The following is a 26,084-nucleotide window of genomic DNA, read 5'->3' as shown; positions in this document are numbered from 1 at the left end:
GCACCCCGAACCGGTGGTGTTCACTCCCCACGTGACGAAGCTGGTCAAGGTGCGGGCTCCGGAGCTCGTCGGACGCGGATGGCTGAACACCGGGGGCACGGACCTGCGCCTGGCCGACTTCCGCGGCAAGGTCCTGCTGCTCGACTTCTGGACGTTCTGCTGCATCAACTGCCTGCACGTCCTCGATGAGCTGCGGCCCGTCGAGGAGGAGTTCGGCGATGTCCTGGTGACGGTCGGGGTGCACTCGCCGAAGTTCGTGCATGAGGCGGACGAGGCGGCTCTGCGGGCGGCGGTCGAGCGGTATGACGTGCGGCATCCCGTGCTGGACGATCCCGAGTTGACCACCTGGCAGGCGTACGCGGTCAAGGCGTGGCCGACGTTGGTCGTGGTCGATCCCGAGGGGTACGTCGTGCACGTCGCCGCCGGGGAGGGGCATGCGGAGGCGTTGCGGCGGGTCATCCGGGAGGTCGTCGCCGAGCACGACGCCAAGGGCACGCTCCATCGCGGGGACGGGCCGTATGTGCCGCCGCCGCCCGCCGAGTCGGAGTTGCGGTTCCCGGCGAAGGCCATCGCCCACGACGGGAAGCTGCTGGTCGCCGACACCGCCCATCACCGGATTGTGGAGTTGGTCGACGGCGCGCTCACCCGCGCGTTCGGCACTGGCGAGCGGGGGCGTCGGGACGGCGTCGAGCCCACCTTCTCCGAGCCCTCCGGCCTGACGGTCCTGCCCGCGCGCATCGCCGAGCAGGTGGGGTACGACGTGGTCGTCGCCGACACCGTCAACCACCTCCTGCGCGGACTCGACACCCGCACGGGCGTGGTGACCACGGTCGCGGGCACCGGCGAGCAGTGGCGGGACGGCGCCACCGACGGCCCGGCCACCGACATCGACCTCACCAGCCCGTGGGACGTCGCCTGGTGGGAGCCTGCGGGCGGGGTCGTCATCGCCATGGCGGGCAACCACACGATCGGCCTCTTCGACCCGGTGAACCGCCAGGTCAGCCGGTTCGCGGGCACGACGGTGGAGGGTCTGCTCGACGGACCGGCCGACGAGGCGTTCTTCGCCCAGACCTCCGGGCTGGCCGCCACCGCCGACCGGCTCTGGCTGGTCGACTCCGAGACCTCGGCGCTGCGCTGGATCGAGCCCGACCGGACCGTGCGCACCGCCGTCGGCGCGGGGCTGTTCGACTTCGGCCACCGGGACGGCCCGGCGGGGCAGGCGCTGTTGCAGCACCCGCTGGGCGTGACCGCGCTGCCGGACGGCTCGGTCGCCGTCGCCGACACCTACAACGGCGCCATCCGCCGCTACGACCCCGCGACCGACGAGGTCAGCACGCTGGCCACCGGGCTGGCCGAGCCGTCCGGGGCGGTGCTGGTCGACGGCGAGCTCGTCGTGGTGTCCTCCGCCGCCCACCGCCTGGAGCGGCCGGTGCCCGCCGCGCGGCTGGTCTCCGGCGACGCCCACCAGGTGCGCAGGCCGACGACCGACATCGCCGACGGCGAGGTCGAGCTGGTCGTGGTCTTCACCCCGCCGCCGGGCCAGAAGCTCGACGACCGCTACGGCCCCAGCACCCGCCTGGAGGTCACCTCGTCGCCGCCTGAGCTGCTGAAAGAGGGCGCCGGCGTGGGCACTGACCTCACCCGCAGGCTGGTCGTCGGCGGCGCGGAGGGCGTGCTGCACGTGGTGGCCCAGGCCGCGGCGTGTGACGCCGATGACGCCGAGCACGGCGCGTGCCACCTCATCCGACAGGATTGGGGAGTGCCCGTTCGGGTCACCCGGGAGGGTGTGGCCCGCCTTCCGCTCGTCATGGGCGGGCTGGACGAGGCGTCCCTGGAAAAGCACGATTCAGCAGGCGGTTAGGATTCGCCGGTGCCGGAACTGAAGCTCGAGATCCAGCTGCTGCACGACCGCGTGCTCGTGCAGCTCACCCCCGAGGAAGGCGAACGGCGCAGCAGCGGCGGCATCGTCATCCCGGCGACGGCCCAGATGGCCAAGCGGCTGTCCTGGGGCGACGTGCTCGGGGTGGGCACGAGCGTCCGCCACGTCAAGGTGTCCGACCGGGTGCTGTTCAACCCGGAGGACCAGATGGAAGTCGAGATCCAGGGGCGCACCTACCTGGTGATCCGCGAGCGGGACGTGCACGCCATCGCGAGCGAGCGCACCGAGCACGGGACCGGGCTGTACCTGTGATGAGAACCGCGGCTTGTTGAGGGGGAAGGGGTAGTCGTGCAGGACCGCCACCGGCCGGGCCACCACCAGTGGCCGGTGTCCCACGCGGAGCAGACCGATCTGCTGCCCGTCGTGGGCGCCGACGCGGCTACTCAACGCATCACCCCTGTGGGTGAGCCCAAGAAGCGCAACCTCCGCAAACCCGCCCTGATCGCGGGCGCGGTCTTCGGCGCTCTCGTCCTGCTCTACGGCATCGACCTGCTGGTGAGCGGCGGTTCCGTCCCGCGCGGGGTCACCGTCGCAGGCGTGGACGTGGGCGGCATGTCGCGCGAGGACGCCGAGGCGGCCCTGCGGCAGGAGATCGAGCCCCGGCTGTCCGAGCCGATCGCCCTGCAGGCGGGCACGGTCGAGCACAAGCTCGACCCGGCCGCCGCGGGCCTCACGCTGGACTGGACGGCCACCCTGGAGCAGGCGGGCGACCAGCCGCTCAACCCGTTCACCCGCATCGGCTCGTTCTTCAGCACCCGCGAGGTCGGCGTGGTGACCGCGACCGACGACGCCAAGCTCGACGCGGCCATGGAGAAGCTGGTCGCCGACACGGCGAAGGACCCGGTCGAGGGCGCCATCACCTTCAGCGGCGCCCAGCCGGTCCCGGTCGACCCGATCCCCGGCCAGGAGCTCAAGGTCGACGGCGCGCGCGAGACCATCGTCGACGGCTGGGCCAGCGGGCGGAAGCTGGACCTGCCGGTCGAGCACACCCCGGTCAAGACGACGCCGGAGGGCGTGGCCGCGGCGCTGGAGCAGGTCGCCAAGCCCGCGGTGTCCGGGCCGGTCGTGGTCAAGGGCGAGGGCAAGAACGCCACCATCAAGCCCGAGGTCATCGCGGGCGCGCTGACGTTCGCCCCGGCCGACGGCGGCGGGCTCACCCCCAAGCTGGACCTGAAGAAGATCACCGACGCGGTCAAGCCCCAGCTCGCCGAGACCGAGCAGGAGGGCAAGGACGCCGAGATCGTGTTCGAGGGCGGCAAGCCCACGGTCACGCCGTCGGTGGAGGGGCGGGGCATCAAGTACGACGTGGCCTTCGCCAAGCTGCTCGACGTGCTCAAGAAGACCGAGGGCCGCGAGATCACGGTCGAGTACGCCAAGACCCCGGCCAAGGTGACCACCGAGGAGGCCAAGAACCTCGGCATCAAGGAGGTCATCGGCGAGTTCACCACGCGCAACTTCGCCGCCGACTCCGGCGTCAACATCCGGGTGGTCGCGGGCGAGGTGGACGGCGCGATCGTCAAGCCGGGCGAGACGTTCAGCCTCAACGGCCACACCGGCCCGCGCACCGAGGCCCAGGGCTACGTCGGGGCGGGCATCATCCAGGACGGCGCGCCCGGCCGCGCGGTCGGCGGCGGCATCTCCCAGTTCGCCACGACGCTCTACAACGCCGCGTACTTCGCGGGCATGGTGGATGCCGGGCACCAGGAGCACAGCTACTACATCAGCCGCTACCCCGCCGCGCGCGAGGCGACGGTGTTCCAGAACGCCGACGGCAGCAGCGTCATCGACCTGCGGTTCACCAACGACGCGGAGACCGGCGTCGCCATCCAGACGATCTGGACGCCGTCGTCGATCACCGTCCGGCTGTGGGGGACCAAGCGCTACATCGTCGAGTCGGTCACCGGACCGCGCACGAACGAGACCCCGCCGTCGGAGAAGGAGGGGCCGAAGGAGAACTGCAAGGCCTCCAACGGCGCGCCGGGGTTCACCGTCACCGACACCCGGATCATCAAGAGCCTCTCCGGCGCCGAGATCCGCCGCGACACCCGCACGGTCCGCTACAACCCGCAGCCGAAGATCGTCTGCCCGCCGCAGAACTGAGGACGGCCCCCGGTCGGAACCGGGGGCCGTGCGCTAGGCGCGGGACCTCATCTTCGCCCAGAGGCTCGCGACCAGGGTCACCGCGATCACGGCGACGATGACCTGGAGCACGATCTCCAGGAAGTCGATGCCCTTGGTGTCGTCCCAGCCGAACGGCTTGGCCAGCAGCGTGCCGATGAACGCGGCCGCGATACCGGTGAGGATGGTCAGCCACCAGGGGATCTTCTGCTCACCCCTGGCGATGGCCCGGCCGAGGATGCCCAGGATCGCGCCCACGATGATCGCGCTGATGATGCCGCCGATTCCCATACCGCTCCTCCTGTCTGTTGCCGATCACCAGACTGGCACCGGACGTTTGGGTGTGCCCGGTGAGGGACACGTCCTCACCAGCGGTGTCACCTGATCGAGTGAGCGGAGGGCGGCGGTGGACGCGGAGCGGGCGCACCGGTCCAGACCGGTGCAGTGGCTGGGCCGGGCGGGCATGGTCTGCTACGGCGCGATCTACGTGGTGCTGGCCTACCTGGCCGTCCGGGTCGTGGCCGGGGCCCGCAGCGGCGAGACCGACACCAGCGGCGCGCTGGCCGAGATCGCCTCGACCGGCGCGGGGCTGGCGCTGATGTGGGTGCTGGCCGCCGGGCTGTTCGCGTTCGCGCTCTGGCAGGCGATGGAGGCGGCGATGGGCTTCCGGTGGGTCGGCAAGGAGCTCAAGCGCACGCGCAAGCGCCTCGGCGCCGCCGTCCGCGCGGGCACCGGGGTCTCGCTGGGCATCGTCGCGGTGAAGCTCGCGACCGGCGGCGGCGCGGGCAGCGGCGACCAGAAGCAGCGCGAGTGGACGGCGGTGGTGCTGGACCTGCCCGCGGGCCCGGTCATCGTGGGCGCCGTGGCCGCGATCGTCATCGCCGTGGGGGTGGCGGGCGTGGTGACCGGCGTCCGCGGCTCGTTCATGCGCGACCTCGACGCGACCGACCTGCCGACCGGCACCCAGCGCTGGGTGCGGCGGATCGGCAGGGTCGGCCACATCGCCAAGGGCGTGGCCATCGCCATCGTCGGCGGCCTCATCGGGGCCGCGGCGCTGACGGCGAACCCGGGCGAGGCGGGCGGCTTCGACACCGCCCTGCGCACCCTGGCCGCCCAGCCCTACGGGATGGTCCTGCTGTCGGTCATGGCCGTCGGCTTCGCCGCGTTCGGCGCCTACTGCTTCGCCGCCGCGCGGGCCCACTGGACCTGACGGGTCAGAACCGGGCGAACCAGCCCAGCCGCAGGAAGACCGACTCGCCGGGCGCGTCGTCGAGGCCGTCGTTGTCCACCGCGCCGACCAGCCTGCGGACCGGGCCTGCGCCGACGAGCGCCAGGCCCTCCGGCTTGTCGTGCGCGGCGGCGCCGCCCGCGGTGAGGGCGGGCAGCAGGTCGCGGACCAGGCGCTTGCCGACCACGGGCTTGGGCTCGCCCGCCCGCACCGGGGCCAGGCGGCCGATGTCGACCCGGTAGACTTTCTTGACCGCCGCCGTGTCGCCGCGCTGGTTGTCGCGTTCGAGGACCAGGAGCGTGCGGTCGTCGACGGCGGTCAGCTCGGACAGGCCGACCCAGCCGGTCGCCGCGGTGTCGAGCGGGTAGGCGGCGAAGGCCCACTCGCCGGTGGCGGGGGTGTAGCGGGCCAGCATGGCCTCGCCCGGCCGGTCGGCCTTCCACTCGCGCTGCACGGCCAGCCAGACGTGCTCCCCGGCCGCGGCGACGCCCTCGAAGCCGCTGCTGGTCGCGGTCGCCGCGACGGCGGCGGGCAGCGCGACCTCGCGGACGACCGCGCCGTCGGCGGCGACCTCGACCAGCAGGTTCGGCCGCTTCTTGCCGTCGCCCTCGGCGGCGATCCAGTAGCCGCCGCCTGCCCGGGCGGCGATGCCCTCGGCGTCGTAGCCGACGGGAGCGCCGTCGCGGGTGACGGTCAGCTCGGCGCGGACCTTCGCCGGGACGGCCAGGGTGTCGACGGTCAGCACGCGGGTCGGGCTGTACGCGGAGTCGGTGACGGCGACGACGTCGCGGTGGTTGCCGGGGACGGCCGACAGGCCGGACAGCGCGCCGAAGCCGATGCCGTCGGAGACGATCGACGGGGCCGCCCGGTTCTGGGCGACCGCCACGGACATCGGCGAGCGGGTCAGCCGGTAGGCGCTGAGCGAGGAGCGCACGCCGTCTTCGGCCGAGTCCTCCTCCGCGGAGACGACCAGCGTGCGCGTCGCCGGGATGGGCAGCAGGCCCTCGGGGCCGACGCCGGTCGGCAGCGCCTGCACGAACCGCGGGCGGCGCGGGTCGGCGATGTCGTAGACGGCGACCAGGTTGGCCCGCTCCATGCCGACGAAGGCGTAGCGGTCGCGGCCGAAGGCGGCCACGGCCAGGCCCTCCGGCTCGACGCCCTTGTTGTCCGAGCGGCCGTCGGGGTACTGGCCCTGGTTGACGGCGATCCGCTGCAGCTCGTTGCCCGAGGAGTGCACGACCGCGCCGTCGCGGGAGTCGAACACCGTCCACGTCCGGGAGCCGCCGACGTAGTCGCCCTCGTCGGCGGTGCCCAGGTAGCGCTCGTCCAGCCAGGCGATGGCGTCCGGCTCGCGCGCGGCGGTGATCGTCCCCGACGGGTCGATCACGCCGTCGTCCTCGGTGTCCACGCCCGCGACGGTCACGCTGCCCGCCGAGAAGTGCCGGACGATCCGCCCGGTCGGCAGGTCGACGATGACGATGTGGTTGTTCTCCTGCAGCGTCACCGCGGCCTGGTTGCGCGCGTTGACGCTCACGTATTCCGGCTCCGGGTCCGACGGCGCGACCTCGGCGATCCCGGTCAGCCCGACCCGCCGGACCGTCCACGCCCGGGGCGCGCCGACGAGGTCCACGACGGCCAGGAAGCCCGCCGGGGCCTGCGGGAGCGCGCCGTCGGCGACGTCCTCGTCCCGCTCGTTCTCGACGGCGACGGCGGCGCGGCGCCCGTCCGGGGCGATGTCGATGGAGTCCGGCTGCCCGCCGAGCTCGTGCCGGGCCACCTCGGCGCGGGTGCGCAGGTCCACGACCACCAGCAGCCCGGACGGCGCGGTGTGCGACGCGGAGGTGTTGACCGCGACGAGCGCATGCCCGCCCACGATGTCGACCGACGTCGGCTCGCCGGGCATGTCCAGCACGCCGTCGGGGCTCAGCCGCCCGCCGCGCAGCGAGGCGAAGCCGATGCGCCCGGCCGGGGAGTCGGTGTAGACGACGGTGCTGCCGTCCGGCGTGGCCGCGGCGATCTCGGCGGCGGTGTGCTCATCGGGCGAGCTGTTGAGGTGCACGGGCATGGTGCCCACCCGCTGGAACCACTCGGGAGCCGCGGCGGCCGCCGGGCTCACCAGGGAGAACGTCGCCGCGCACGCGAGCGCGCCAGCGCATAACCGGACCGCCACTGGGCCTCCTACCTCGGGGTATGTGCCGCGCTTTGTAGCCGACGAACACGTCCCCGAGGTGAACGCCTAGCGACGCGTGTCCACCCGGTGGAAGTTGCGGTACGCCCGCGACGGCGTCGGCCCGCGCTGGCCCTGGTACCGCGAGCCCGCCTCCTTCGAGCCGTACGGGAACTCGGCGGCGGAGGAGAGCTGGAACAGGCACAGCTGGCCGATCTTCATGCCCGGCCAGAGCGTGATCGGCAGGTTCGCCACGTTGGACAGCTCCAGCGTGATGTGGCCGGTGAAGCCGGGGTCGATGAACCCGGCGGTCGAGTGCGTCAGCAGCCCGAGCCGCCCGAGCGACGACTTGCCCTCCAGCCGCCCGGCCAGGTCGTCGGGCAGCGTGACCGCCTCGAACGTCGACCCGAGCACGAACTCGCCGGGGTGCAGCACGAAGGGCTCGTCACCCTCGGCCTCGACCAGCGAGGTCAGGTCGTCCTGCTGCTGCTGCGGATCGATGTGGGTGTAGCGGGTGTTGTTGAAGACCCGGAAGAACCGGTCGAGGCGCACATCGATGCTGGACGGCTGCACCATCGCCGGGTCCAGCGGCTCCACCCGGAGCCTGCCGGAGTCGAGTTCCTTGCGGAGGTCGCGGTCGCTGAGCAGCACGCAGACACACTAACCCGGTCGCGAGCGCGGCCTTCGGGACGGTGTATGCTCTCATCGAGCTTGATCATGCGGATGTAGTTCAATGGTAGAACATCAGCTTCCCAAGCTGAGAACGCGGGTTCGATTCCCGTCATCCGCTCCAGAACGGTTTATGCAGGTCAGTAGGGGTGCCACCCGATCAGGGAGGCGCCCCTTTCCCATGCCCGCCTCGTGCGGCTCCTCGACCAGGGGCGACATCCCCGCAGAGCGCGCAGTTCGCCACTGTGGCCGATGGAAACTGCGAGGGGCCGGATGAGGCGTGTCGGAACTTCGCGGCCTGCGAGTGGGCGACGAAAGGTCGCGCGCGTTGTCCGTCCACAGACCGAAGGTGAACGTCCGAGGGCCGGGTCGCTCGGGTCGGGCGTTGGTCAGCCGCCGGTTGTCCGCGCTCGGATCTGGGCCTGCATGGCTGGCAGGGCGAATTCCTTGACCAGGTTCAGGATCTCCTGGGAGATCGAGCCGAACGGGCGGCCCGCGCGGACCTGCCACCACAGGTCGCCGATGGGGACGCCGGAGCCGACCAGGACCACCTGGCCGATCGGGACGCGCCAGCCGGGTTGGGAGTGGGCGAGGTACGGGCGGATGCGGCGCTGGGCCGTCCACTCGTCGGTCGGGGTGACGCCGAGGGAGAGGGTGAACCTGGTGGTGTCGGGCCGCGCGGGGGCCTGGACAATGGAGATCTCGGCGCGGTGGGTGTCGGTGACCATGCGGTAGTGGCGGTCGCTGCCGGACAAGCCCAGCGCGCGCAGACCGGGGGCGAGATCGGTCTCGACCATGAGGCGGAACCACCCGTCGGCGTTGCGTACGGCGCCTGGTTCCACCGGCAGCCCCTCTCCTCGAACACTCCGCGTACGCACCGCAGTCGGACGGTCACTCCAGAGCTACCGCGACCCTATCCCGGACGGGCGGTCCTTCCTACCCAATCCCGCACCTACTGCTCGGTATTCCTCGTGCGGGTGACACGTGCCACCGTCCGCCCACGATGACACAGGCAAAGGATGTAATCCAGATCACAATCTTTGGGCTGTTCGGGTGACTTGGACCTCATCCCCGCCGAGCACGTCACGGCTTGCCGCTTGTCACGTCGCTCTAACAGGACGCGTAATTGAACGAAGGGTCACGTATGCCGCGCACCTCCATCCCGCGACCCGTCGGGCAGGCGGGCCTGGGCATCGCGCTGGTCGACGGCGTGCCCGTGTTCCGCGAGGGCCTGTCGGCGCTGGTCATGCGCACGCCCGGACTGCGCTGGCTCGGCGCGACCGACACCCCGCAGGGCGCGGTGGCCATGGTCGAGCGGTTCCGGCCGAACATCGCGATGATCGACTCCGGCCTCGACCCCCGGCACCACCTCAGCCACATGCTGACGGCGGGTCATCCCGAGTTAACCGTGCTGATCATGGTCAGGGACGCCCACCGCACCACGCATTACGTCGCCACGGCCCTGGCCTCCGGCGTGCACGGGGTCATCCTGCGCTCGGCGGAGCCCCCGCAGATCGTCGAGGCCATGCTCGGGCTGCACCGCGACCGCCGCTATGTCGACCCCGCCCTGGCCCAGACGGTGGCCGCGCCGAGGGCCAAGCTGGCCTGGCTGTCCGACACCACCCAGCCGCTGTCCCGGCGCGAGTTCCAGGTCCTGCAGCTCATCGCCGACGGCCTGGAGAACCAGGCGATCGCCAAGATCCTCTACGTGTCCGTCGAGACGGTCCGCACCCACGTCAAGAGCATCCTGCGCAAGCTCTCGGCGCGGGACCGCACCCACGCCGTCGCCGTCGCGTTCCGCTCGGGGGTCCTCACCATCGGCACGAACAAGCAGCCGGTGCAGCCGCGCACGGGCACGTGACGGCAGGCACGAAAATGCTCACCACTTGCTCGGGTTACCGCCTAGTAATATCCTGTTGTTACCGGTGAGTAGCACGCCCGCTCGTGAGGACACGGAGCAACAGACATGGGTCACTACAAGAGCAACGTCCGCGACCTCGAGTTCAACCTGTTCGAGGTGCTGAAGGTTCAGGAGCGCCTGGGCAAGGGTGTGCTGGCCGACGCCGACGAGGAGACCGCGCGCGGCGTGCTGGCCGAGCTGAACAAGCTGGCCGTCGGCCCGCTGGCCGACTCCTTCGCCGACGCCGACCGCAACCCCCCGGTGTACGACCCGAAGACCTTCTCGGCGACGCTGCCGGAGTCGTTCAAGAAGTCCTACCAGGCGCTGTGGGACGGCGAGTGGTGGCGGCTCGGCCTGACCAACGACCTCGGCGGCCTGGGCATGCCCCCCACCGTGCAGTGGGCGGCGGCCGAGCTGATCCTGGGCGCGAACCCGGCGCTGTTCATGTACCTGGCCGGCCCGAACTTCGCCATGATCCTGCACAAGAACGGCACCGAGGAGCAGAAGCGCTGGGCGCAGATCATGATCGATCGCGCCTGGGGCGCGACGATGGTGCTCACCGAGCCCGACGCGGGCTCCGACGTCGGCGCGGGCCGCACCAAGGCGGTCAAGCAGGACGACGGCTCCTGGCACATCGAGGGCGTGAAGCGGTTCATCACCTCGGCCGACCAGGACATGACCGAGAACATCATGCACCTGGTGCTGGCCCGCCCCGAGGGCGCCGGGCCGGGCACCAAGGGCCTGAGCCTGTTCCTGGTCCCCAAGTACCACTTCGACACCAACACCGGTGAGCTGGGCGAGCGCAACGGCGCCTTCGTCACCAACGTCGAGCACAAGATGGGCCTGAAGGTCTCCACGACCTGCGAGCTGTCCTTCGGCGTGCACGGCACCCCGGCCAAGGGCTGGCTGCTCGGCGAGGTGCACGACGGCATCGCGCAGATGTTCCAGGTCATCGAGTACGCCCGGATGATGGTCGGCACCAAGGCCATCGGCACGCTGTCGACCGGCTACCTCAACGCGCTGGAGTACGCCAAGGAGCGCGTGCAGGGCGCGGACCTGACCCAGATGCTGGACAAGACCGCCCCCCGGGTCACCATCACCCACCACCCCGAGGTGCGCCGCAGCCTGATGCTGCAGAAGGCGTACGCCGAGGGCCTGCGCGCGGTGTACCTCTACACGGCGTCCTTCCAGGACCAGGTGTGGACCGGCGACGGCGACCTGAAGCTCGCCGAGCGGGTCAACGACCTGCTGCTGCCGATCGTCAAGGGCGTCGGCTCCGAGCGGGCCACCGAGCAGCTGGTGCAGTCGCTGCAGATCCTGGGCGGCTCCGGCTTCCTGCAGGACTACCCGATCGAGCAGTACATCCGCGACGCGAAGATCGACTCGCTGTACGAGGGCACCACGGCGATCCAGTCGATGGACTTCTTCTTCCGCAAGATCGTCCGCGACAAGGGCCAGGCGCTGACCTACATCGCCGGGGAGATCACCAAGTTCCTGGAGGCCGAGGGCGGCAACGGCCGCTTCAAGCAGGAGCGCGAGCTGCTGAAGCAGGCCCTCGAGGACGTCCAGGCCATGCTCGGCTCGCTGATCGGCGCGCTGACCTCGGCGCAGGAGGACGTGCGCAACCTCTACAAGGTCGGCCAGCACACCGTGCGCCTGCTGATGGCCACCGGCGACCTGCTGGTGGGCTGGCAGCTGCAGCGCCAGGCCGAGATCGCCCTGGCCGCGCTGGACGCGGGCGCGTCCGGCAAGGACAAGGCGTTCTACGAGGGCAAGGTCGCCGTGGCGTCGTTCTTCGCCAAGAACGTCCTGCCGGAGCTGGCGGGCGCCCGCAAGATCGTCGAGGCTGCCGACAACGACATCATGGACGTCGACGAAGCCGCGTTCTGATCCGACGCCGAACGGCGGCGACTCCCTCCGGGGGTCGCCGCCGTTTCGCTATGTCAGCGCCTGCCGGTAGCGCAGATCGCGGATCTCCAGCCCACCCACGACGTCGGGTTTGGCCGCGCCGTCGGGGGCGAAGCCGCAGCGGGCGTAGAACGCCATGGCGCGCTCGTTGCCCTCCTGCACCCAGAGGGTCGCGGTCGTGAAGCCCGCCTCCCGGAAGCAGGCCAGGGCGGCGGCCATCAGCAGGCTGCCGACGCCGCGCCGCCAGGTGTCCGGGCGCACGTAGAACGACGCGACCTCGCCGGTCGTGGCCGGGTCGGCGTCCTCGTCGCCGGTCGGGCGGAGGTGGGCGAAGCCCGCGATCCCGTCGCCGTCGTCGGCGACGAGGGCGCCCCGGCGCGGCCAGTCCGCGTCCGCGACGGCCAGCGCCCACCGGGGAACCCGCTGCTCGGGCCGCAGGCCGTCGAGGACGGGCTGGGGCAGCAGCCCGACGTAGCCGTGCCGCCAGCCGAGCACGTGCGTCTCGGCGATGCCCTCGACGTCGTCGGGCGCCGCCCGGCGGATCAGCGTCACAGCGCGGCGAGGAGCTCGGCCTCGGCGTCGGCGGGCAGGCCCGCCTTGCGCTCGCGGTCGAGGCCGAGGGCCTTCTCGTGCTCCAGCGCCCGCACCGCCGACTCGGCCAGCGGCCGCGGCGTCAGGCCCGCGGCCAGCGCCGGGCCAGCGTCCCGGGCGCTCATCCCCCGGTGGGAGGCGGGCAGCCACAGCGGCAGCGAGCGCGGGCCAGCCCAGGGGGCGATGTCGTGCTCGGTCAGCACGGACTCCGGCACCCGGACCAGCTCGGCGTCCGAGCCGACCGCGTCCGCGACGGTGCGCAGCACGTCCAGCAGGGGCTGGGCCGGGCCGATGCCGTCGTAGACGCCCGTGGTGCCCCGCTCGGCCGCGTCGACGATCCACGCGGCCAGGTCGCCGACGTCGATGATCTGGGTGAGCTGGTCGACGTCGGGCACGGCGACGCGGCCGCCGCGGTGCAGGCGCATGGGCCAGTAGCCGAAGCGGTCGAACGGGTCGCCGGGTCCGGTGATCAGGCCCGCCCGGACGATGAACGCGCGGTCGCCCATGGTCTCCAGGACCGCGTTCTCGCTGGCGACCTTGATCGAGCCGTACGCCTCCGGGTCCTGCAGCACCTTGGAGCGGTCGAAGTGCTCCTGGCGCGGGGGCAGCAGGACGTCGTCGACGCGGTCGGGGTGGGCGTAGACGCTGATGGACGAGACGAAGGTCCAGTGCCCGACGGACCCGAAGGCGTCCAGCGCCCGCCGGACCCAGGTGTGGGAGATCGGGGCGACGTCGACCACCGCGTCGAACGACTCGCCCGCCAGCGGGGCGAGGCCGTCGGGCTGGTCGCGGTCGACCTTGACGAGGCGGGCGCCGTCGGGGACCGCGCCCGACTCGCCGCGCGCGGCGCAGACGACGTCGTGGCCGCCCGCCACGGCCGCGGCGGCCGTCGTGTGGCCGACGAAGCGGGTTCCGCCCAGGATGAGGATTCGCATGCGCCCACCCAACTCCGCGGCCCGCCCGGCCGCCAGCCCTGCTCGCCGCGGGCGAACAAGGTGGCCGGGCTCACCGGCCGAGTTGATGAATACGCAGGTCAGGTACGATTTGACAGTACCGGCCCCCGCAACCCAGGAGTAGCCTGCCGTGGCCCGAGTCGTCGTCGACGTCATGCCCAAGCCGGAAATCCTCGACCCCCAGGGACAGGCGGTGGCCCGCGCCCTGCCCCGCCTCGGGTTCTCCGGTGTGTCCGATGTCCGCCAGGGCAAGCACTTCGAGCTGGAGGTCGACGACTCCGTCGACGACGCCACGCTCGCCAAGATCGCCGAGGGTTTCCTGTCGAACCCGGTGGTGGAGGACTTCGTCGTGCGGCGGGTGGAGTCGTGAGGATCGGCGCGGTCACCTTCCCCGGAACCCTCGACGACAGCGACACGCTGCGCGCCATCACCGCCGCGGGCGGTGAGGCCGTCGCGCTCTGGCACGGCGACGCCGACCTGCGCGGGGTCGACGCGGTGATCCTGCCCGGCGGCTTCTCCTACGGCGACTACCTGCGCGCGGGCGCGATCGCCCGGTTCGCGCCGGTCATGGGCGAGGTCGTCGACGCAGCCCGCAAGGGCATGCCGGTGCTGGGCATCTGCAACGGCTTCCAGGTGCTCTGCGAGGCCGGTCTGCTGCCGGGCGCGCTGCTGCGCAACGCCGGGCTGCACTTCGTCTGCCGCGACCAGTGGCTGCGCGTGGAGAACAACACCACCGCGTGGTCGTCGCGCTACGAGCAGGGCGCGGAGATCATCATCCCGATCAAGAACATGGACGGCCGCTACACCGCCGACGCCGAGACCGTCGCCGAGCTGGAGGGCGAGGGCCGCGTGGTGTTCCGCTACGTCGGCGCCAACCCCAACGGCTCGCTGGACGACATCGCGGGCATCAGCGACCCGAGCGGCCGCATCGTGGGCCTCATGCCGCACCCCGAGCACGCCATCGACGCGCTCACCGGCCCCTCCGACGACGGCCTGGGCATCTTCCTGTCCCTGCTCGACGCGGTGGTGACGGCGTGACCGACACCGTCGAGCAGGCCGCGAGCACCCCGGACCAGAGCCAGCCCTACCGCGAGCTGGGCCTCAAGGACGACGAGTACGCCCGCATCCGGGAGATCCTGGGCCGCCGCCCCACCGACGCCGAGCTGGCGATGTACTCGGTGATGTGGAGCGAGCACTGCTCCTACAAGTCCTCCAAGATCCACTGGAAGCACTGGAAGGACAACACCACCCCCGAGATGCAGGCCAAGATGCTGGCGGGCATCGGCGAGAACGCGGGCGTGGTGGACATCGGCGACGGCTGGGCCGTCACCTTCAAGCTGGAGTCGCACAACCACCCGTCCTATGTGGAGCCCTACCAGGGTGCGGCCACCGGCGTGGGCGGCATCGTGCGCGACATCATGGCGATGGGCGCGCGCCCGCTGGCCGTGATGGACCCGCTGCGCTTCGGCGCGCCCGACCACCCCGACACCAAGCGCGTGCTGCCCGGTGTCGTGGCGGGCATCGGCGGCTACGGCAACAGCCTCGGCCTGCCCAACATCGGCGGCGAGGTCGTGTTCGACGCAAGCTACCAGGGCAACCCGCTGGTCAACGCGCTGTGCGTGGGCGCGATGCGCACCGAGGACCTGCACCTGGCGCACGCCTCCGGCGTGGGCAACAAGGTCATCCTGTTCGGCGCGCGCACCGGCCTCGACGGCATCGGCGGCGTGTCGGTGCTGGCGAGCGAGACGTTCTCGGGTGAGGAGGGCGGCACCGGGCGCAAGAAGCTCCCCGCGGTCCAGGTCGGCGACCCGTTCACCGAGAAGGTGCTGATCGAGTGCTGCCTTGAGCTGTTCCAGGCGGGCATCGTCGTCGGCATCCAGGACCTCGGCGGCGCTGGCCTGTCCTGCGCGACCAGCGAGCTGGCCAGCGCCGGTGACGGCGGCATGCGCGTCGAGCTGGACAAGGTGCCGCTGCGCGCCACCGGCATGACGCCCGCGGAGGTGCTCTCCAGCGAGTCGCAGGAGCGCATGTGCGCGGTCGTCGAGCCCGCCAACGTGGACGCGTTCATGGCCGTCTGCGCCAAGTGGGACGTCATCGCCACGGTGATCGGCGAGGTCACCGACGGCGACCGGCTGGTCATCACCTGGCACGGCGAGACCGTGGTCGACGTGCCGCCGCGCACCGTGGCGCACGAGGGCCCGATGTACGCCCGGCCCATCGCCCGCCCGGACTTCCAGGACGCGCTGCAGGCCGACACCAGCGACCGGCTCCCCCGCCCGTCCACCCCGGACGAGCTGCGCGAGCTGCTCCTGCGCATGGCGGGCGCGCCCAACCTGGCGTCGCGGCGCTGGGTCACCGAGCAGTACGACCGCTACGTGCGCGGTGGCACCGTGCTCGCCCAGCCCTCCGACGGCGGCATGATCCGCATCGACGAGCGGACGGGCCGCGGCGTGGCCCTGGCCACCGACTGCAACGGCCGCTTCGTCAAGCTCGACCCGTACACCGGCACGCAGCTCGCGCTGGCCGAGGCGTACCGCAACGTCGCGGTCACCGGCGCGATGCCGCTGGCGGTCACCAACTGCCTGAACTTCGGCTCGCCGGAGGACCCCGCGGTCATGTGGCAGTTCGAGCAGGCGGTGAAGGGCCTGGCCGAGGGCTGCAAGGAACTGGGCATCCCGGTGACGGGCGGCAACGTCAGCTTCTACAACCAGACCGGCACCACGGCGATCCTGCCGACCCCGGTCGTCGGCGTGCTCGGCGTGATCGACGACGTCCGCCGCCGCATCCCCACCGGCATCGGCGCGGAGGCAGGCGAGACGCTGCTGCTGCTCGGCGAGACCCGCGACGAGTTCAACGGCTCGGAGTGGGCGCACGAGATCCACGGCCACCTCGGCGGCCTGCCGCCGAAGGTGGACCTGGCCAGGGAGAAGCTGCTGGCCGAGGTCCTGGTCGCGGGCTCGCGCGACGGCATGGTCTCCGCGGCGCACGACCTGTCCGACGGCGGCCTCGCGCAGGCGCTGGTGGAGGCGTGCCTGATCGGCGAGACCGGCGCGCGGGTCTTTCTCGACCCGGACGCCGACCCGTTCGTCCAGCTGTTCAGCGAGTCGGCCGGGCGCGTGCTGGTCGCGGTGCCGCGCACCGAGGAGCTGCGGTTCACCGACATGTGCACCGCGCGCGGGCTGCCGTGGCGCAAGACCGGCGTGGTGGACCCGGAGTCCGGCGCGCTGGAGATCCAGGGCGTCGGCGTGCTGCCGCTGCCCGAGCTGCGGTCGGCGTGGGAGGCCACGCTCCCGGCCCTGTTCGGCTGAGCCCCGGTCACCGGGTCGTGGCGCGCGCTACGACCCGGTGACGGGCACGCACTCGCCGGGCCGGATCTCCAGCAGGAACGGGCTCGGGTCGCCCTCGATCGAGGAGTGCCGCGCGGTGATCGTCGCGGTGAGGCCGTCGCCGGTCGCCGTCATGCCGTCCGGTGTGGACTGTGTCGTCCAGCCTGCCGACCGCAGCTCCTCGTCCATTTGGGACATAACCGCGGGGAGATTGGTCCTGGCGGGCAGTTTCGCGGTGTCCCGCATGGTCCAGGTGACGCCGCGCGGCCCCGCGCCGCCGCAGTTGGCCAGCGCGGGCTCGTCCGCCGCCCGTCCGCCCAGCTCGATGATCCCCCTGATCGCCGCCGCGGTCCGCGCGGCCCGCTCCTGACCGTCGGCCACCGCCCGCGCCTGGGCCTCGGTCGGGTCCGGCCGGGTGAAGTCGTTGTGGTCGAGCCGCCGCGAGTCCCCGGACTTGGTGCAGTTGGGCCGTTCCGCGCGCACGGTTCCCCCGGTCAGCGCGAGCAGCACGTCGTGCGGTCCGACCAGGGCGAGGTCGACGCCGTCGGCGGTCTGGGGCTGCCAGCCCGCGGCGACCGCCGCCGCGCGCAGCCGCTCGGGGGCGACGCCGGTCAGCGCCGCGTCGGCCCAGGTGATGACCTGGTCGGGCGTGGCGGGCCACGCGCCGCACGTCTCCGCGCCGAAACTCGGCGTCGCGCCGCCGTCGACCGCGCGCAGCAGGCTGGTCACGGTGTCGCTGAAGTCCTCGGCGACGGGCACCGGCTCGGGCTCGTCCGAGCAGCCCGCGGCCGCCAGCAGCACCGCGAGACCGGCGGCGACGCGGCGGATCACTTGCGGGACACCGTGTACTCGTAGGTCGTGACCTCCTGGCCGCCGAAGAAGCCGCCCGCGCTGTCGATGAACCGCCGCACCGAGGGGTCGTCGCTCTGGTCGAGCTGGCGCGCGGCGTCGGTGTAGTTCCCGCCGATGCCGTGGTTGCCGCCCGCGGTCCCGGTCTGGTTGTCGAAGGTGACGGTCGTGCGGTTGTCGCTGGCCGGGTTGTCCCTGGCGTCGAGGTGGGGCACGATGTCGCCGCTGTTCTCCAGGGAGAGCACCTGCACGTTGTCGGGCACGTCGATGTTGCCCACCGGCGAGCCCGCCGTCACCACGTGCGTGACGTTGTAGGGGGCGCCGGTCTCCGGGTTAGCCAGGTTGCCCGCCGCCTGCGCGGCGACGATGCCGCCCTGGCTGTGCCCGACCAGCATGATCGGCGCGTCCGACGGCACGCCCGCCGCGCGCAGGGCCTCCTCGATGCCCTCCTGCAGCACGGTCTCGTTGCCCGCCATGGCGTCGACGTTGGTGCCGAAGTCGTTGGCACTGCCCTGGTCCCCGCCCGGCAGGTTCCACACCTTGGTGCCGGGGATGTCGACGATGTAGGAGACCGTGCCGTCCGGTCCGACGACCTTCTTGACGTCGATGTTGGCGTCGGTCTCGTTGCGGTGGTCGAGGCCGTCCAGGAGGTCGCCGAGCCCGTCGGGCGGGGTGGTGCCGTGCACGCTCTGGTCGATGACCGGCGGCTGACCGTAGGGCGGGTCCAGCGCGGGGTCGCCGTCGGGGTAGGCCGCCGCGGCCAGGTCGGTCAGCGTGGCCATGTCGGTGGGCAGGCCGAGCGCGCTCAGCGTGCCGGGGGCCATGCCCAGCACGGTGTCGATCATGCCGGGGTGCTCGACCAGCCAGCGCTGGGCGTCGCCGTCGTAGTTGAGCATGATGTCGGCGGCGATCAGGGCGGCCGTCCCGCCGGTGACCGCGAGGCCGGGCAGCGTGGTCGCCGCCGCGCCCATCAGCCAGCGGCTGGCCTCCAGCGCCTTGGCGTTGATGTCGTCGGCGAGCTGGTAGGCCTGGTTGGTCGCCTGCAGGGTCAGCCCGCGCAGGCCGATCGCGGCCGAGGTCGCCGTCAGCCCGCTCGGCCCGTCGAGCGCGCCGAGCATCGCGGCCTCGAACCGGGCCACCCCGCCCGGGTTGAGCAGGGCGGAGGCGACGACGTTCGGGTCGACCAGGTGACCGTGGGAGGCCATCGCGATGGTCAGCGTCTCGCCGGCGACGTCGTCGGTCAGGTCGCCGAGCGCGGCGAGGTCCTCGTACTGCGCCTCGGTGCCGCCCGCGCCGCCCTCGACGGTCAGGTTGGTCACCCCGGGTCCGGTCATGACAGCGCCTCCGACACGAAGGGGGCCAGCCAGACCCCGAAATCCTCCCGGGCGACGGGCTCCAGGTCCACCAGCTCGCGGTCGGCGCCCGTGGGGGCCGGGCGGATGCCCACCCAGCCGGTGTCGCTGTGCAGCCACGTCAGCCGCGCGGTCCGCACTCCCTCGCCGATCAGCGCGGTCACCAGGCAGTGCAGGACGCCGTCGGCGCGCCGCAGCACGGCGGTGGCGAACCGGGCCTCGTCGGCGGGCAGGTCCAGCTCGGAGAGCACGTGGCCGGGGGCCTCCGGGTCGGCCTCGCGCAGCAGTTCGGCGACGCCCAGCTCGTGCAGGGCCCGCAGCGGCACGCGTCCGCGCAGCGGCTCGGCCTCCTCGGCGTCGAGGGCGGAGCCGATGCCGCCGCGCTCCTCGGCGGGCACCGCGCGGACCAGCTCGCGGCCGAGGTCGGTCGCCTGGAACATCGACAGCTCGACGGCGGCGTCGGGCAGCAGGAACAGCGACGCGCCCAGCCGACCGGCGATGGCGTGCAGGCTGCGCGACCCCCGGGTGCTGATCGTCGCCGTGGTGTCGAACATGATCTGCGGGCCGCTGAGCACCCGCAGGTTCGCCGCGACGGAGGGGTGCACCCGGCCGTCGACGACGATGTCGCGCGCGGCCAGCGCCTCGGCCTCGGCCCCGGTGGTGACGTCCGGCGCGGGCGCCCAGTCCGGCGGCATGCTCATGCCCAGCTCGCCCACGAGGTGGGCGTACTCGGCGGCCGTCAGCACCAGCCGGTGCGCGGCGGTCAACGCGGCCATCACGCCACTCCCTGCGCCTGCATGAACCTGCCGACCTCCAGCCACTCCTTGTCGCCGGGCGGCGGCAGGTTGTCCGGCTGGTAGCGCCAACCCTCCCACGGCGGCCGCGGCGGGGACGGCGCGTCGCCGCCGAAGCCCAGCGCGTCGCCGATGCCGTCGGCGATGTCCTTGACCGCGTTCTTGAAGGCGTCGACCGCCTGGTTGAACCGCTCGATCGCGCCGTTGAACCAGTTCACGACGCTCTCGGCGATCCGCTTGATGGCCGCGATCAGCTCGCGGACCTCCTGGGCGTGCTGGCGCAGGATCGCCGCGGCGGCGTCGAACTTCTCCGCGGTGCCGTCGAGGGCGGCGCGGTCGTTGGCGACGGTCTCCCGGCACCGGTCGGCGGCGATGGACTTCCAGCGCATCGCCTCGGCCTGGGTCAGCATCGAGGTGCCGTGGTCGCGGATCTCGGTCGCGCGCTGCTCGATGCGCGTGGCGATGCGGTCGAGCTCATCCGGGTCGCCGTAGAACGCCATGTCCTTACCCCCAGCGGGCGGGCCGTCGGTACGCACGGTAGACGCGGCCCGTGAGGGTTCGGTTCCCGCTCGTGACAGGGTCTTGTGACTGGGGTCTCGCGACAGGGCCGCGTGACAGACCGACGGCGGGGCTGCCCCGGCCCCGCCGTCGGTCCGCCGGTCCAGCGGTCAGCCGCCGTTGGCCAGCACCTGCAGCCGGTCGTAGGCGCCGTTGAAGTAGTTCTGATCGATCGGGGACGAGGTGTACTGCCAGAACGTCCACACCGTCCAGTTGTAGGGAAGCGTGCCCACTGACGAGGAGTAGCGCGCGATCCACAGCGGGTTGGAGTGGGCGAACCGCGCCGCCGTCCCGACGCACTGCGACCACCAGCTGGTGCTGGTGTAGAAGACGGCGTCGCGGCCCGTGCGGGCGCGGTAGGTGTTGCTGAAGTCGGCGATCCACGCCGCCATCTGCGCCTGCGTCTTGCCGTAGCAGGTCGCGCCGTACGGGTTGTACTCCAGATCGGCCACGCCCGGCAGGGTCTTGCCGTCGCGGGACCAGCCTCCGCCGTTGTTGACGAAGAAGTGCGCCTGGGTGGCGCCGGACGACCGGTCGGGCAGCGCGAAGTGGTACGCGCCCCGGATCATCCCGATGTTGTAGGAGCCGTTGTACTGCTGCGCGAAGTACGGGTTGCGGTACGTCGTGCCCTCGGTTGCCTTCACGTAAGCGAATCGCTTGCCCTGGTTCCACCAGTACGCCCAGTCGACGTTGCCCTGCCAGCCGGAGACGTCGATGCCCGCGACCGTCGCCTGCACGCCCGGGTCCGGCGGCGCCTTGCGCGCGTTGCGGTCGCCGCCTTCGTGCTTGCGGATCTGGGAGCCCATCGGGTGGTCCTGGGCCAGGACGCTCTCGGCCGCGGCAGGGGGCGCGACCAGGGTGGACAGCACTAGTGCGGACGTCACTAACAAGGACTTCATCGTTGATGCCCCTTCCGAGTGCCCTCACGCGGGCGGCTAACCGGAGGTAGCCGCCCGAGTACCCAGTGTGCTTGATTAACCACCCAAAAGTCACGCTTTCGCGTGAATTGATAACCGGACGGCCGAGGGGCGCGCGGACCTCGTCCGGACGGCGGTGGAGACTTGACCATGGCCACCTCGTTCCCGGACGCTTTCGGTAGTCACCCGGAAGCCTCATGTGAACAGAGGTGGTGACACTCCGCAAATGCGCAACCGCTCTGGTGACATGGCGTTGTTCAGGTGAAACTGTCCGTGGAGTGGCGGAAGGGGTGAGAAGTGGACACCGCACCGGTCGGACCGGACGCGTTCGCCGAAAGGTGGACGGGCGTACTCGTCTCCACCGGATACGTGGCCCTCGACCGGGCCACGCTCGTCGGCCGCGTGCGCGGACTGACCGATGTCGTCTACGCCGCGCTCGCCGCGCCCGAGCCCGACACGGCGGCGGTCGAGAAGGTCGGCACCGCGCTCGTCGAGCTCAGCCTGACCGGCGCCGCGACCCTGGCCGCCAGCGTCCGGCTGTTCGGGGAGTTGTTGTCCGGCCCGCACCTGCCCGCCCTGCAGGGGGCCCTGACCAGCGGGTTCGTCGCCGCCCAGCAGGAGCGGATCTTCCGCGACCAGGAGGCCATCCGCCGCGCGGCGCTGGAGGCCAGGCGCGGTGTGGAGGCCGCCCTGCTGGCCAGCGAGGCCCGGTTCCGGGCGATGTTCACCCAGGCCGCGATCGGGATCGTGATCACCGACGCCGTGGGCACGCTGCTGGAGGTCAACTCCGCCTTCGCCGCGATGTTCGGGTACCCGGAGGCCGAGCTGGTCGGGATGTCCGCGGCGGACCTGCGCTTCCCGGACGAGCCCGCCGCGATGCGCGAGCCGTTCGCCGAGATGGTCGCGGGCGAGCGCGACCACTACCGCATGGAGCGCCTGCTGAAGCGCGCCGACGGCACCGGCCTGTGGGTCGACCAGTCGGTCTCCCTGGTCCGCGACGAGAACGGCGCTCCGCGGTTCATGGTCGGGATGATGGAGGACATCACCGAGCGGCACAGCCTGGAGGAGCGGCTGCGCCACCAGGCCAACCACGACCCGCTCACCGGGCTGGGCAACCGCGCGCTGTTCTCCGAGCGGCTCGCCGCCGCGTTCGCCCTCGGCGAGGAGAACCGCGTCGGCGTCTGCTACCTCGACCTCGACGGCTTCAAGGTCATCAACGACAGCCTCGGCCACGACGTCGGCGACGAGCTGCTGGTCGCCGTCGCCGCCCGCCTCGACGCCCTGGTCACCGCCCCGAACCGGCTGGTCGCGCGGATGGGCGGCGACGAGTTCGTGGTGCTGGTCGAGCAGAGCACGGGCCGCGACGAGCTGGTCGACCTCGCCGAGCGCATCCTCGCCGCGCTGGCCGAGCCGGTCAGCATCGGCGGCCACCGGCTGTCGGTGTCGGCCAGCATCGGCGTCGTGGAGCGCCCGGTCGCGGGCACCAGCCCCGCCGAGACCATGCGCGACGCCGACGTGACGCTGTACTGGGCCAAGGCCGACGGCAAGAACAGGTGGGCCGACTACGACCCCGACCGCAACGCCCGCGAGGTCGCCCGGTTCACCTTGTCGGCGCGGATGCCCGCCGCCGTGGAGAGCGAGGAGTTCTACGTCGACTACCAGCCGATCGTGCGGCTCGCGGACGGGTCGCTGGTCGGCGTCGAGGCCCTGGTGCGCTGGGCGCACCCGGAGTTCGGGCGGCTCGGGCCCGACCAGTTCATCGGCCTGGCCGAGGAGACGGGGCTGATCGTCCCGATCGGCCGCTGGGTCCTGCGCGAGGCAGCTGGCCAGGCCCGCCGCTGGCGCGACGCGTACGGCTGCCGCGCGCCGCGGGTCAGCGTCAACCTCGCCGCCCGCCAGACCGAGGAGCCGACCCTGGTCGCCGACGTCGGCACTATCCTGGCCGCGGCGGACATCCCGGCGAACGCGATCCAGTTGGAGCTCACCGAGTCGGCGATCATGGAGACGACGGGCAAGCCGCTGGCCGCGCTGCACGGCCTGGCGGACCTGGGCGTGCGCATAGCGATCGACGACTTCGGCACGGGGTACTCGAACCTGGCCTACCTGCGGCACCTGCCGGTCCACGCGATCAAGCTGGCGGGGTCGTTCATGGAGGGCCTGCGCGGCATCCCCGCCGCCGACCCCGCCGACAGCCAGATCGTGACGAGCCTGGTGTCGCTGGCCCACGTGCTGGGCCTGGAGGTCATCGCGGAGGGCGTCGAGGAGCCGCAGCAGGCCGACCGCCTGGGCGCCATCGGCTGCGACAGCGCCCAGGGCTGGCTCTACGCCAAACCGGGCCCGCCGGAGGAGATCGAGCGCTGGCTGGACGCGACCGCGGACGTCACAGCCGGTCGATGACCGCGGCGATGGCCGTGCGCGTCTCGGCCACGGTGCACGCAGCCCGCGCGAGTTCGGTGCGCGCGGCGAGGTAGAGCCCGATCTCGGGCTCGTGGAGGAACACCTCGCTGCGCTGGAGTCCGACGTGGACGACGGCGGGGTCCCTCGGGAACTCCCACAGCAGCCACGGGTGGACGAGCGCGCCCAGCGGCTCGCCGATGCGCAGCAGGCGCACGCCGATGCCCCGGTCCACGGAAGCGAGCAGGTGGTGGAGCTGCTCTTTCAGGGCCGCCCGGCCACCGAACGGGGTGTGCAGGGCCAGTTCGTGGACGAAGGCGGTGATGTCGGCCCTGGCGAAGACCTGGTCCCGCCGCCGCGCGCGGGTCTCCCAGAGGGTGTCGATCTCGCGCTGCTCCGTGCCGTTCATGCGCAGGAAGGCGGAGGCGTAGGCGCGGGTCTGGAGCAGCTCGGGAAGGACCGCGATCGACCAGCTGGTGAGCGCGGTGGCGGTGCATTCGTGGCTGGCCACGCCGATGTCCGGCGGCAGGCCGGGCAGCCGCCCCTGCCACCAGCCGCTCGGCACCTCGGCGCGGGCGGCGTCGACCAGCAGGGCGCGCTGGCGCGCGGGCACGCGGTAGATGGTGAGGAGGAGGGCGACGTCCTCGCTGGTGATGTGCCGCTTGCCGTTCTCGATGCGGCTCAGGGTGGACAGGGAGATCATGGACACCTCGGCCGCCTGTTCCAGGGAGAGGTCTGTTCGCTCCATGCGGATGGTCCGCAGCTGTGCCCCGAGAATCCGATCCCGCGCCTGTGGTGACCTGCGCCGTCCCGACATGATCCGCCCTTCCAGCTGTGGTTCCGACCGCTCCGGGTAGGTCGGGCCGGCGGGACCACGGCTGCGGAGTCCACGGCTTGGAGGGAGGAACGCCGACCGTGGCAGATGTGATCCCGCCGACACAGGAACCATATCGGGGGTAACCTTCTCCCTCTATTCCTCGAATGGGTGACTATCGTCAAGCGGCTGGCTGATCTAGGGTTCGGGCATGCCGAGCACTCAGACCAGGCGCAAGCGCAAAGTGGGCAAGACGCTTGCCCGTCTCCGTGAGCGTTCTGGCCACACGACCGACCAGATCGCGGCGTTGCTGCGCCGCTCCCACGGACAGATCTCCAAGTACGAGAACGGTTACAACCTCTGCGCCTACGCCGAGCTGAGCACGATGCTCGTGCTCTACGAGGCCACGCCGGAGGAGCGTGCCGAGGTCGAGAGCCTGTGGGAGGACGCGAAACAGGACGGTACGCGGATTGCTCACTCGTCGGCCGTGCCGCCCAAGTTCCGTGCGTTCCTGCGGACGGAGGCAGACGCCAGCACAGTCAGGGATCTCCAGCCGTGCTGCGTACCCGGCTTGCTCCAGACCGCCGAGTACGCTGCCGCGATCCAGCGTTCGTCCCACCGGATAGTCGATCCGCACGTGGCCGAGGACCGGTTGGTCGCAGCACGTCTTGCGCGCCAGCGGCTCCTCGAAGGAGATCAGCCGCTTCGGCTGCACGCGCTCATCGACGTGTCTGTCATCAAGCGGCGCGTCGGCGGACCGGCCGTCATGGCTGGCCAGCTCAGGCATCTGATTGCCGCAGGTCTCTGCGACAACGTGGAAATCCAGATCATCGACTTCGACTCGGGTGCGTACGCCACGATGTCCGGGCCGGTCATGATCTTCGGCTTCGACGACGATGATCCAGACTCTGTGTACCTGGAGTACCCAGGCGGGGGAGAATGGGTCGATAACGCGGAGGACGTCGCCAAGTTCGCGGCGATGTTCGACGATGTGTCCGCCCAAGCGTTGTCTGCTGCGGAGTCGGCAGCGCTGATGAGGGCGGAGGTCGAAGCGATGGAGGGACTATGAGCGCAGGTAGTGACTGGCGTATCAGCAGTTTCAGCGGAGGCAGCAACGCGTGCGTCGAACTGGCGCGGACCGCAGAAGCCGCTGCGGTGCGGGACTCCAAGCACCGGGACGGTGGGTTGCTGCGGTTCTCCCCGTACGCGTTCGACGCGCTCCTGGTTCGGGTGAAGAAGTAGCCATGGAGTGGCGTACCAGCAGTTTCAGCGGAGGAAGCAACAACTGTGTGGAGTTGGCGCGTGAAGCCGAGGTCGCTGGCGTGCGCGACTCCAAGTGCCGGGACGGTGGGGTGCTCTGGTTCCCGCCGCGCTCGGTCGACGCGCTTCTCGCCGAGGTGAAGCGCTAGCCGGGTCCCGGCAACGGTGATCCAGCTCGACGGCGGCAGGACAGCCCTCACCCGGGCGTCCTGCCGCCGTTTCACTTCCCCGCGTCCACCTACGGCATCCGGGGACCGGTGGCTGCGGGGCCGCCGTCGGCAGCCACCGCCGTGGAGCGGCCGAGGAGCGCCGGTCGCCTTCGTCGTCCGGCGCTCCTCGGCGAGAAC

The 26,084-nt window shown here is 71.8% G+C and carries 25 protein-coding genes and 1 tRNA gene; 14 read left to right on the top strand and 12 right to left on the bottom strand.

Annotated elements, in window-relative coordinates:
• Window positions 1-49 precede the first annotated feature (49 nt).
• From Actkin_RS31870 to Actkin_RS31860, 3 genes are read left to right on the top strand one after another with little or no spacing between them, the layout of a single operon-like run.
• The gene (locus Actkin_RS31870) at window positions 50-1,861 is read left to right on the top strand and encodes an NHL domain-containing thioredoxin family protein (RefSeq protein ID WP_258908066.1); all 1,812 of its coding nucleotides are present in this window, start codon (window positions 50-52) and stop codon (window positions 1,859-1,861) included.
• A 9-nt stretch (window positions 1,862-1,870) separates the two neighbouring features.
• Window positions 1,871-2,191 carry a GroES family chaperonin gene (locus Actkin_RS31865; RefSeq protein ID WP_189209125.1) on the top strand — a complete coding sequence of 107 codons (321 nt, stop codon included), beginning with the start codon at window positions 1,871-1,873 and terminating at the stop codon, window positions 2,189-2,191.
• 36 nt (window positions 2,192-2,227) lie between these two features.
• Window positions 2,228-4,039: a VanW family protein gene (locus tag Actkin_RS31860; protein WP_189209126.1), complete on the top strand. Its 1,812-nt coding sequence runs from the start codon at window positions 2,228-2,230 to the stop codon at window positions 4,037-4,039.
• Between the two features lie 33 nt (window positions 4,040-4,072).
• On the opposite strand, the gene Actkin_RS31855 is transcribed toward Actkin_RS31860, so the two are convergent.
• The gene (locus Actkin_RS31855) at window positions 4,073-4,348 is read right to left on the bottom strand and encodes a GlsB/YeaQ/YmgE family stress response membrane protein (RefSeq protein WP_189209127.1); all 276 of its coding nucleotides are present in this window, start codon (window positions 4,346-4,348) and stop codon (window positions 4,073-4,075) included.
• 115 nt (window positions 4,349-4,463) lie between these two features.
• Between Actkin_RS31855 and Actkin_RS31850 the strand changes: the two genes are divergently transcribed.
• Window positions 4,464-5,267 (top strand): DUF1206 domain-containing protein, encoded by an 804-nt coding sequence (locus Actkin_RS31850; protein WP_258905300.1) that lies wholly within the window; start codon window positions 4,464-4,466, stop codon window positions 5,265-5,267.
• Between the two features lie 4 nt (window positions 5,268-5,271).
• Here the strand turns inward: Actkin_RS31850 and Actkin_RS31845 are convergent, their stop codons facing one another.
• Both Actkin_RS31845 and dcd read right to left on the bottom strand, forming a co-directional pair.
• Window positions 5,272-7,455 (bottom strand): esterase-like activity of phytase family protein, encoded by a 2,184-nt coding sequence (locus Actkin_RS31845; protein ID WP_258905299.1) that lies wholly within the window; start codon window positions 7,453-7,455, stop codon window positions 5,272-5,274.
• 66 nt (window positions 7,456-7,521) lie between these two features.
• Window positions 7,522-8,103, bottom strand: coding sequence for a dCTP deaminase (dcd, locus tag Actkin_RS31840; protein WP_189209128.1), 582 nt, complete (start codon window positions 8,101-8,103; stop codon window positions 7,522-7,524).
• A 68-nt stretch (window positions 8,104-8,171) separates the two neighbouring features.
• Here dcd and Actkin_RS31835 point away from each other — a divergent pair.
• Window positions 8,172-8,245, top strand: a tRNA-Gly gene (locus Actkin_RS31835).
• A 265-nt stretch (window positions 8,246-8,510) separates the two neighbouring features.
• On the opposite strand, the gene Actkin_RS31830 is transcribed toward Actkin_RS31835, so the two are convergent.
• The gene (locus tag Actkin_RS31830) at window positions 8,511-8,963 is read right to left on the bottom strand and encodes a hypothetical protein (RefSeq protein WP_189209129.1); all 453 of its coding nucleotides are present in this window, start codon (window positions 8,961-8,963) and stop codon (window positions 8,511-8,513) included.
• A gap of 302 nt (window positions 8,964-9,265) precedes the next feature.
• Between Actkin_RS31830 and Actkin_RS31825 the strand changes: the two genes are divergently transcribed.
• Together Actkin_RS31825 and Actkin_RS31820 are read left to right on the top strand one after the other, a co-directional pair.
• Window positions 9,266-9,982 carry a response regulator transcription factor gene (locus Actkin_RS31825; RefSeq protein ID WP_189209130.1) on the top strand — a complete coding sequence of 239 codons (717 nt, stop codon included), beginning with the start codon at window positions 9,266-9,268 and terminating at the stop codon, window positions 9,980-9,982.
• A gap of 105 nt (window positions 9,983-10,087) precedes the next feature.
• Window positions 10,088-11,911, top strand: coding sequence for an acyl-CoA dehydrogenase (locus tag Actkin_RS31820; RefSeq protein ID WP_189209131.1), 1,824 nt, complete (start codon window positions 10,088-10,090; stop codon window positions 11,909-11,911).
• A gap of 48 nt (window positions 11,912-11,959) precedes the next feature.
• On the opposite strand, the gene Actkin_RS31815 is transcribed toward Actkin_RS31820, so the two are convergent.
• Entirely contained in the window at window positions 11,960-12,481 is a 522-nt protein-coding gene (locus tag Actkin_RS31815) for a GNAT family N-acetyltransferase (protein ID WP_258905298.1), read from the bottom strand.
• Window positions 12,478-13,455, bottom strand: a complete 978-nt coding sequence (locus tag Actkin_RS31810; RefSeq protein WP_258905297.1) for an NAD-dependent epimerase/dehydratase family protein — start codon at window positions 13,453-13,455, stop codon at window positions 12,478-12,480. Before Actkin_RS31810 ends, Actkin_RS31815 begins: the two co-directional genes overlap by 4 nt.
• A gap of 148 nt (window positions 13,456-13,603) precedes the next feature.
• Between Actkin_RS31810 and purS the strand changes: the two genes are divergently transcribed.
• Genes purS through purL form a run of 3 tightly spaced genes read left to right on the top strand, consistent with a single transcriptional unit; the run spans window position 13,604 to window position 16,781 of the window.
• Window positions 13,604-13,843 carry a phosphoribosylformylglycinamidine synthase subunit PurS gene (purS, locus tag Actkin_RS31805; protein WP_189209133.1) on the top strand — a complete coding sequence of 80 codons (240 nt, stop codon included), beginning with the start codon at window positions 13,604-13,606 and terminating at the stop codon, window positions 13,841-13,843.
• Window positions 13,840-14,511: a phosphoribosylformylglycinamidine synthase subunit PurQ gene (purQ, locus tag Actkin_RS31800; protein WP_189209134.1), complete on the top strand. Its 672-nt coding sequence runs from the start codon at window positions 13,840-13,842 to the stop codon at window positions 14,509-14,511. The genes purS and purQ overlap by 4 nt, the downstream gene beginning before the upstream one ends.
• On the top strand, window positions 14,508-16,781 hold the full coding sequence (gene purL / locus Actkin_RS31795) for a phosphoribosylformylglycinamidine synthase subunit PurL (protein ID WP_258905296.1): 2,274 nt from the start codon (window positions 14,508-14,510) through the stop codon (window positions 16,779-16,781). Before purQ ends, purL begins: the two co-directional genes overlap by 4 nt.
• Before the next feature lie 27 nt (window positions 16,782-16,808).
• Here purL and Actkin_RS31790 read toward each other — a convergent pair whose 3' ends face one another.
• The 5 genes from Actkin_RS31790 to Actkin_RS31770 form a co-directional block, all read right to left on the bottom strand.
• Window positions 16,809-17,630 (bottom strand): hypothetical protein, encoded by an 822-nt coding sequence (locus tag Actkin_RS31790; RefSeq protein ID WP_258905295.1) that lies wholly within the window; start codon window positions 17,628-17,630, stop codon window positions 16,809-16,811.
• Window positions 17,627-18,982 carry an esterase/lipase family protein gene (locus Actkin_RS31785; protein WP_189209137.1) on the bottom strand — a complete coding sequence of 452 codons (1,356 nt, stop codon included), beginning with the start codon at window positions 18,980-18,982 and terminating at the stop codon, window positions 17,627-17,629. The genes Actkin_RS31790 and Actkin_RS31785 overlap by 4 nt, the downstream gene beginning before the upstream one ends.
• The gene (locus tag Actkin_RS31780) at window positions 18,979-19,776 is read right to left on the bottom strand and encodes an ESX secretion-associated protein EspG (protein ID WP_258905294.1); all 798 of its coding nucleotides are present in this window, start codon (window positions 19,774-19,776) and stop codon (window positions 18,979-18,981) included. The genes Actkin_RS31785 and Actkin_RS31780 overlap by 4 nt, the downstream gene beginning before the upstream one ends.
• Window positions 19,776-20,294 carry a WXG100 family type VII secretion target gene (locus Actkin_RS31775; RefSeq protein WP_189209139.1) on the bottom strand — a complete coding sequence of 173 codons (519 nt, stop codon included), beginning with the start codon at window positions 20,292-20,294 and terminating at the stop codon, window positions 19,776-19,778. The genes Actkin_RS31780 and Actkin_RS31775 overlap by 1 nt, the downstream gene beginning before the upstream one ends.
• Window positions 20,295-20,462: 168 nt before the next feature.
• Window positions 20,463-21,251 carry a lysozyme gene (locus tag Actkin_RS31770; protein WP_258905293.1) on the bottom strand — a complete coding sequence of 263 codons (789 nt, stop codon included), beginning with the start codon at window positions 21,249-21,251 and terminating at the stop codon, window positions 20,463-20,465.
• 315 nt (window positions 21,252-21,566) lie between these two features.
• Here Actkin_RS31770 and Actkin_RS31765 point away from each other — a divergent pair, with 315 nt between their 5' ends.
• Window positions 21,567-23,666: a putative bifunctional diguanylate cyclase/phosphodiesterase gene (locus Actkin_RS31765; RefSeq protein ID WP_258905292.1), complete on the top strand. Its 2,100-nt coding sequence runs from the start codon at window positions 21,567-21,569 to the stop codon at window positions 23,664-23,666.
• On the opposite strand, the gene Actkin_RS31760 is transcribed toward Actkin_RS31765, so the two are convergent.
• Complete coding sequence (locus Actkin_RS31760) at window positions 23,650-24,480, bottom strand: Scr1 family TA system antitoxin-like transcriptional regulator (RefSeq protein WP_258905291.1); 831 nt, start codon at window positions 24,478-24,480, stop codon at window positions 23,650-23,652. The two genes, Actkin_RS31765 and Actkin_RS31760, sit on opposite strands and share 17 nt — an antisense overlap.
• Before the next feature lie 208 nt (window positions 24,481-24,688).
• Here Actkin_RS31760 and Actkin_RS31755 point away from each other — a divergent pair, with 208 nt between their 5' ends.
• Genes Actkin_RS31755 through Actkin_RS31745 form a run of 3 tightly spaced genes read left to right on the top strand, consistent with a single transcriptional unit; the run spans window position 24,689 to window position 25,886 of the window.
• A complete protein-coding gene (locus tag Actkin_RS31755) occupies window positions 24,689-25,546 on the top strand; it encodes a helix-turn-helix domain-containing protein (RefSeq protein WP_258905289.1) in 858 nt (285 codons plus the stop codon).
• Window positions 25,543-25,719, top strand: coding sequence for a DUF397 domain-containing protein (locus tag Actkin_RS31750; protein WP_258905288.1), 177 nt, complete (start codon window positions 25,543-25,545; stop codon window positions 25,717-25,719). The genes Actkin_RS31755 and Actkin_RS31750 overlap by 4 nt, the downstream gene beginning before the upstream one ends.
• 2 nt (window positions 25,720-25,721) lie before the next feature.
• Window positions 25,722-25,886, top strand: coding sequence for a DUF397 domain-containing protein (locus Actkin_RS31745; RefSeq protein WP_258905287.1), 165 nt, complete (start codon window positions 25,722-25,724; stop codon window positions 25,884-25,886).
• The last annotated feature ends 198 nt before the right edge of the window (window positions 25,887-26,084 follow it).

The sequence above is a fragment of the Actinokineospora sp. UTMC 2448 genome (assembly GCF_024760565.1).
Lineage (GTDB): Bacteria > Actinomycetota > Actinomycetes > Mycobacteriales > Pseudonocardiaceae > Actinokineospora > Actinokineospora fastidiosa.
The sequence above is the reverse complement of the archived record's forward strand: the minus strand, read 5'-3'. Positions and strand labels throughout refer to the sequence as shown.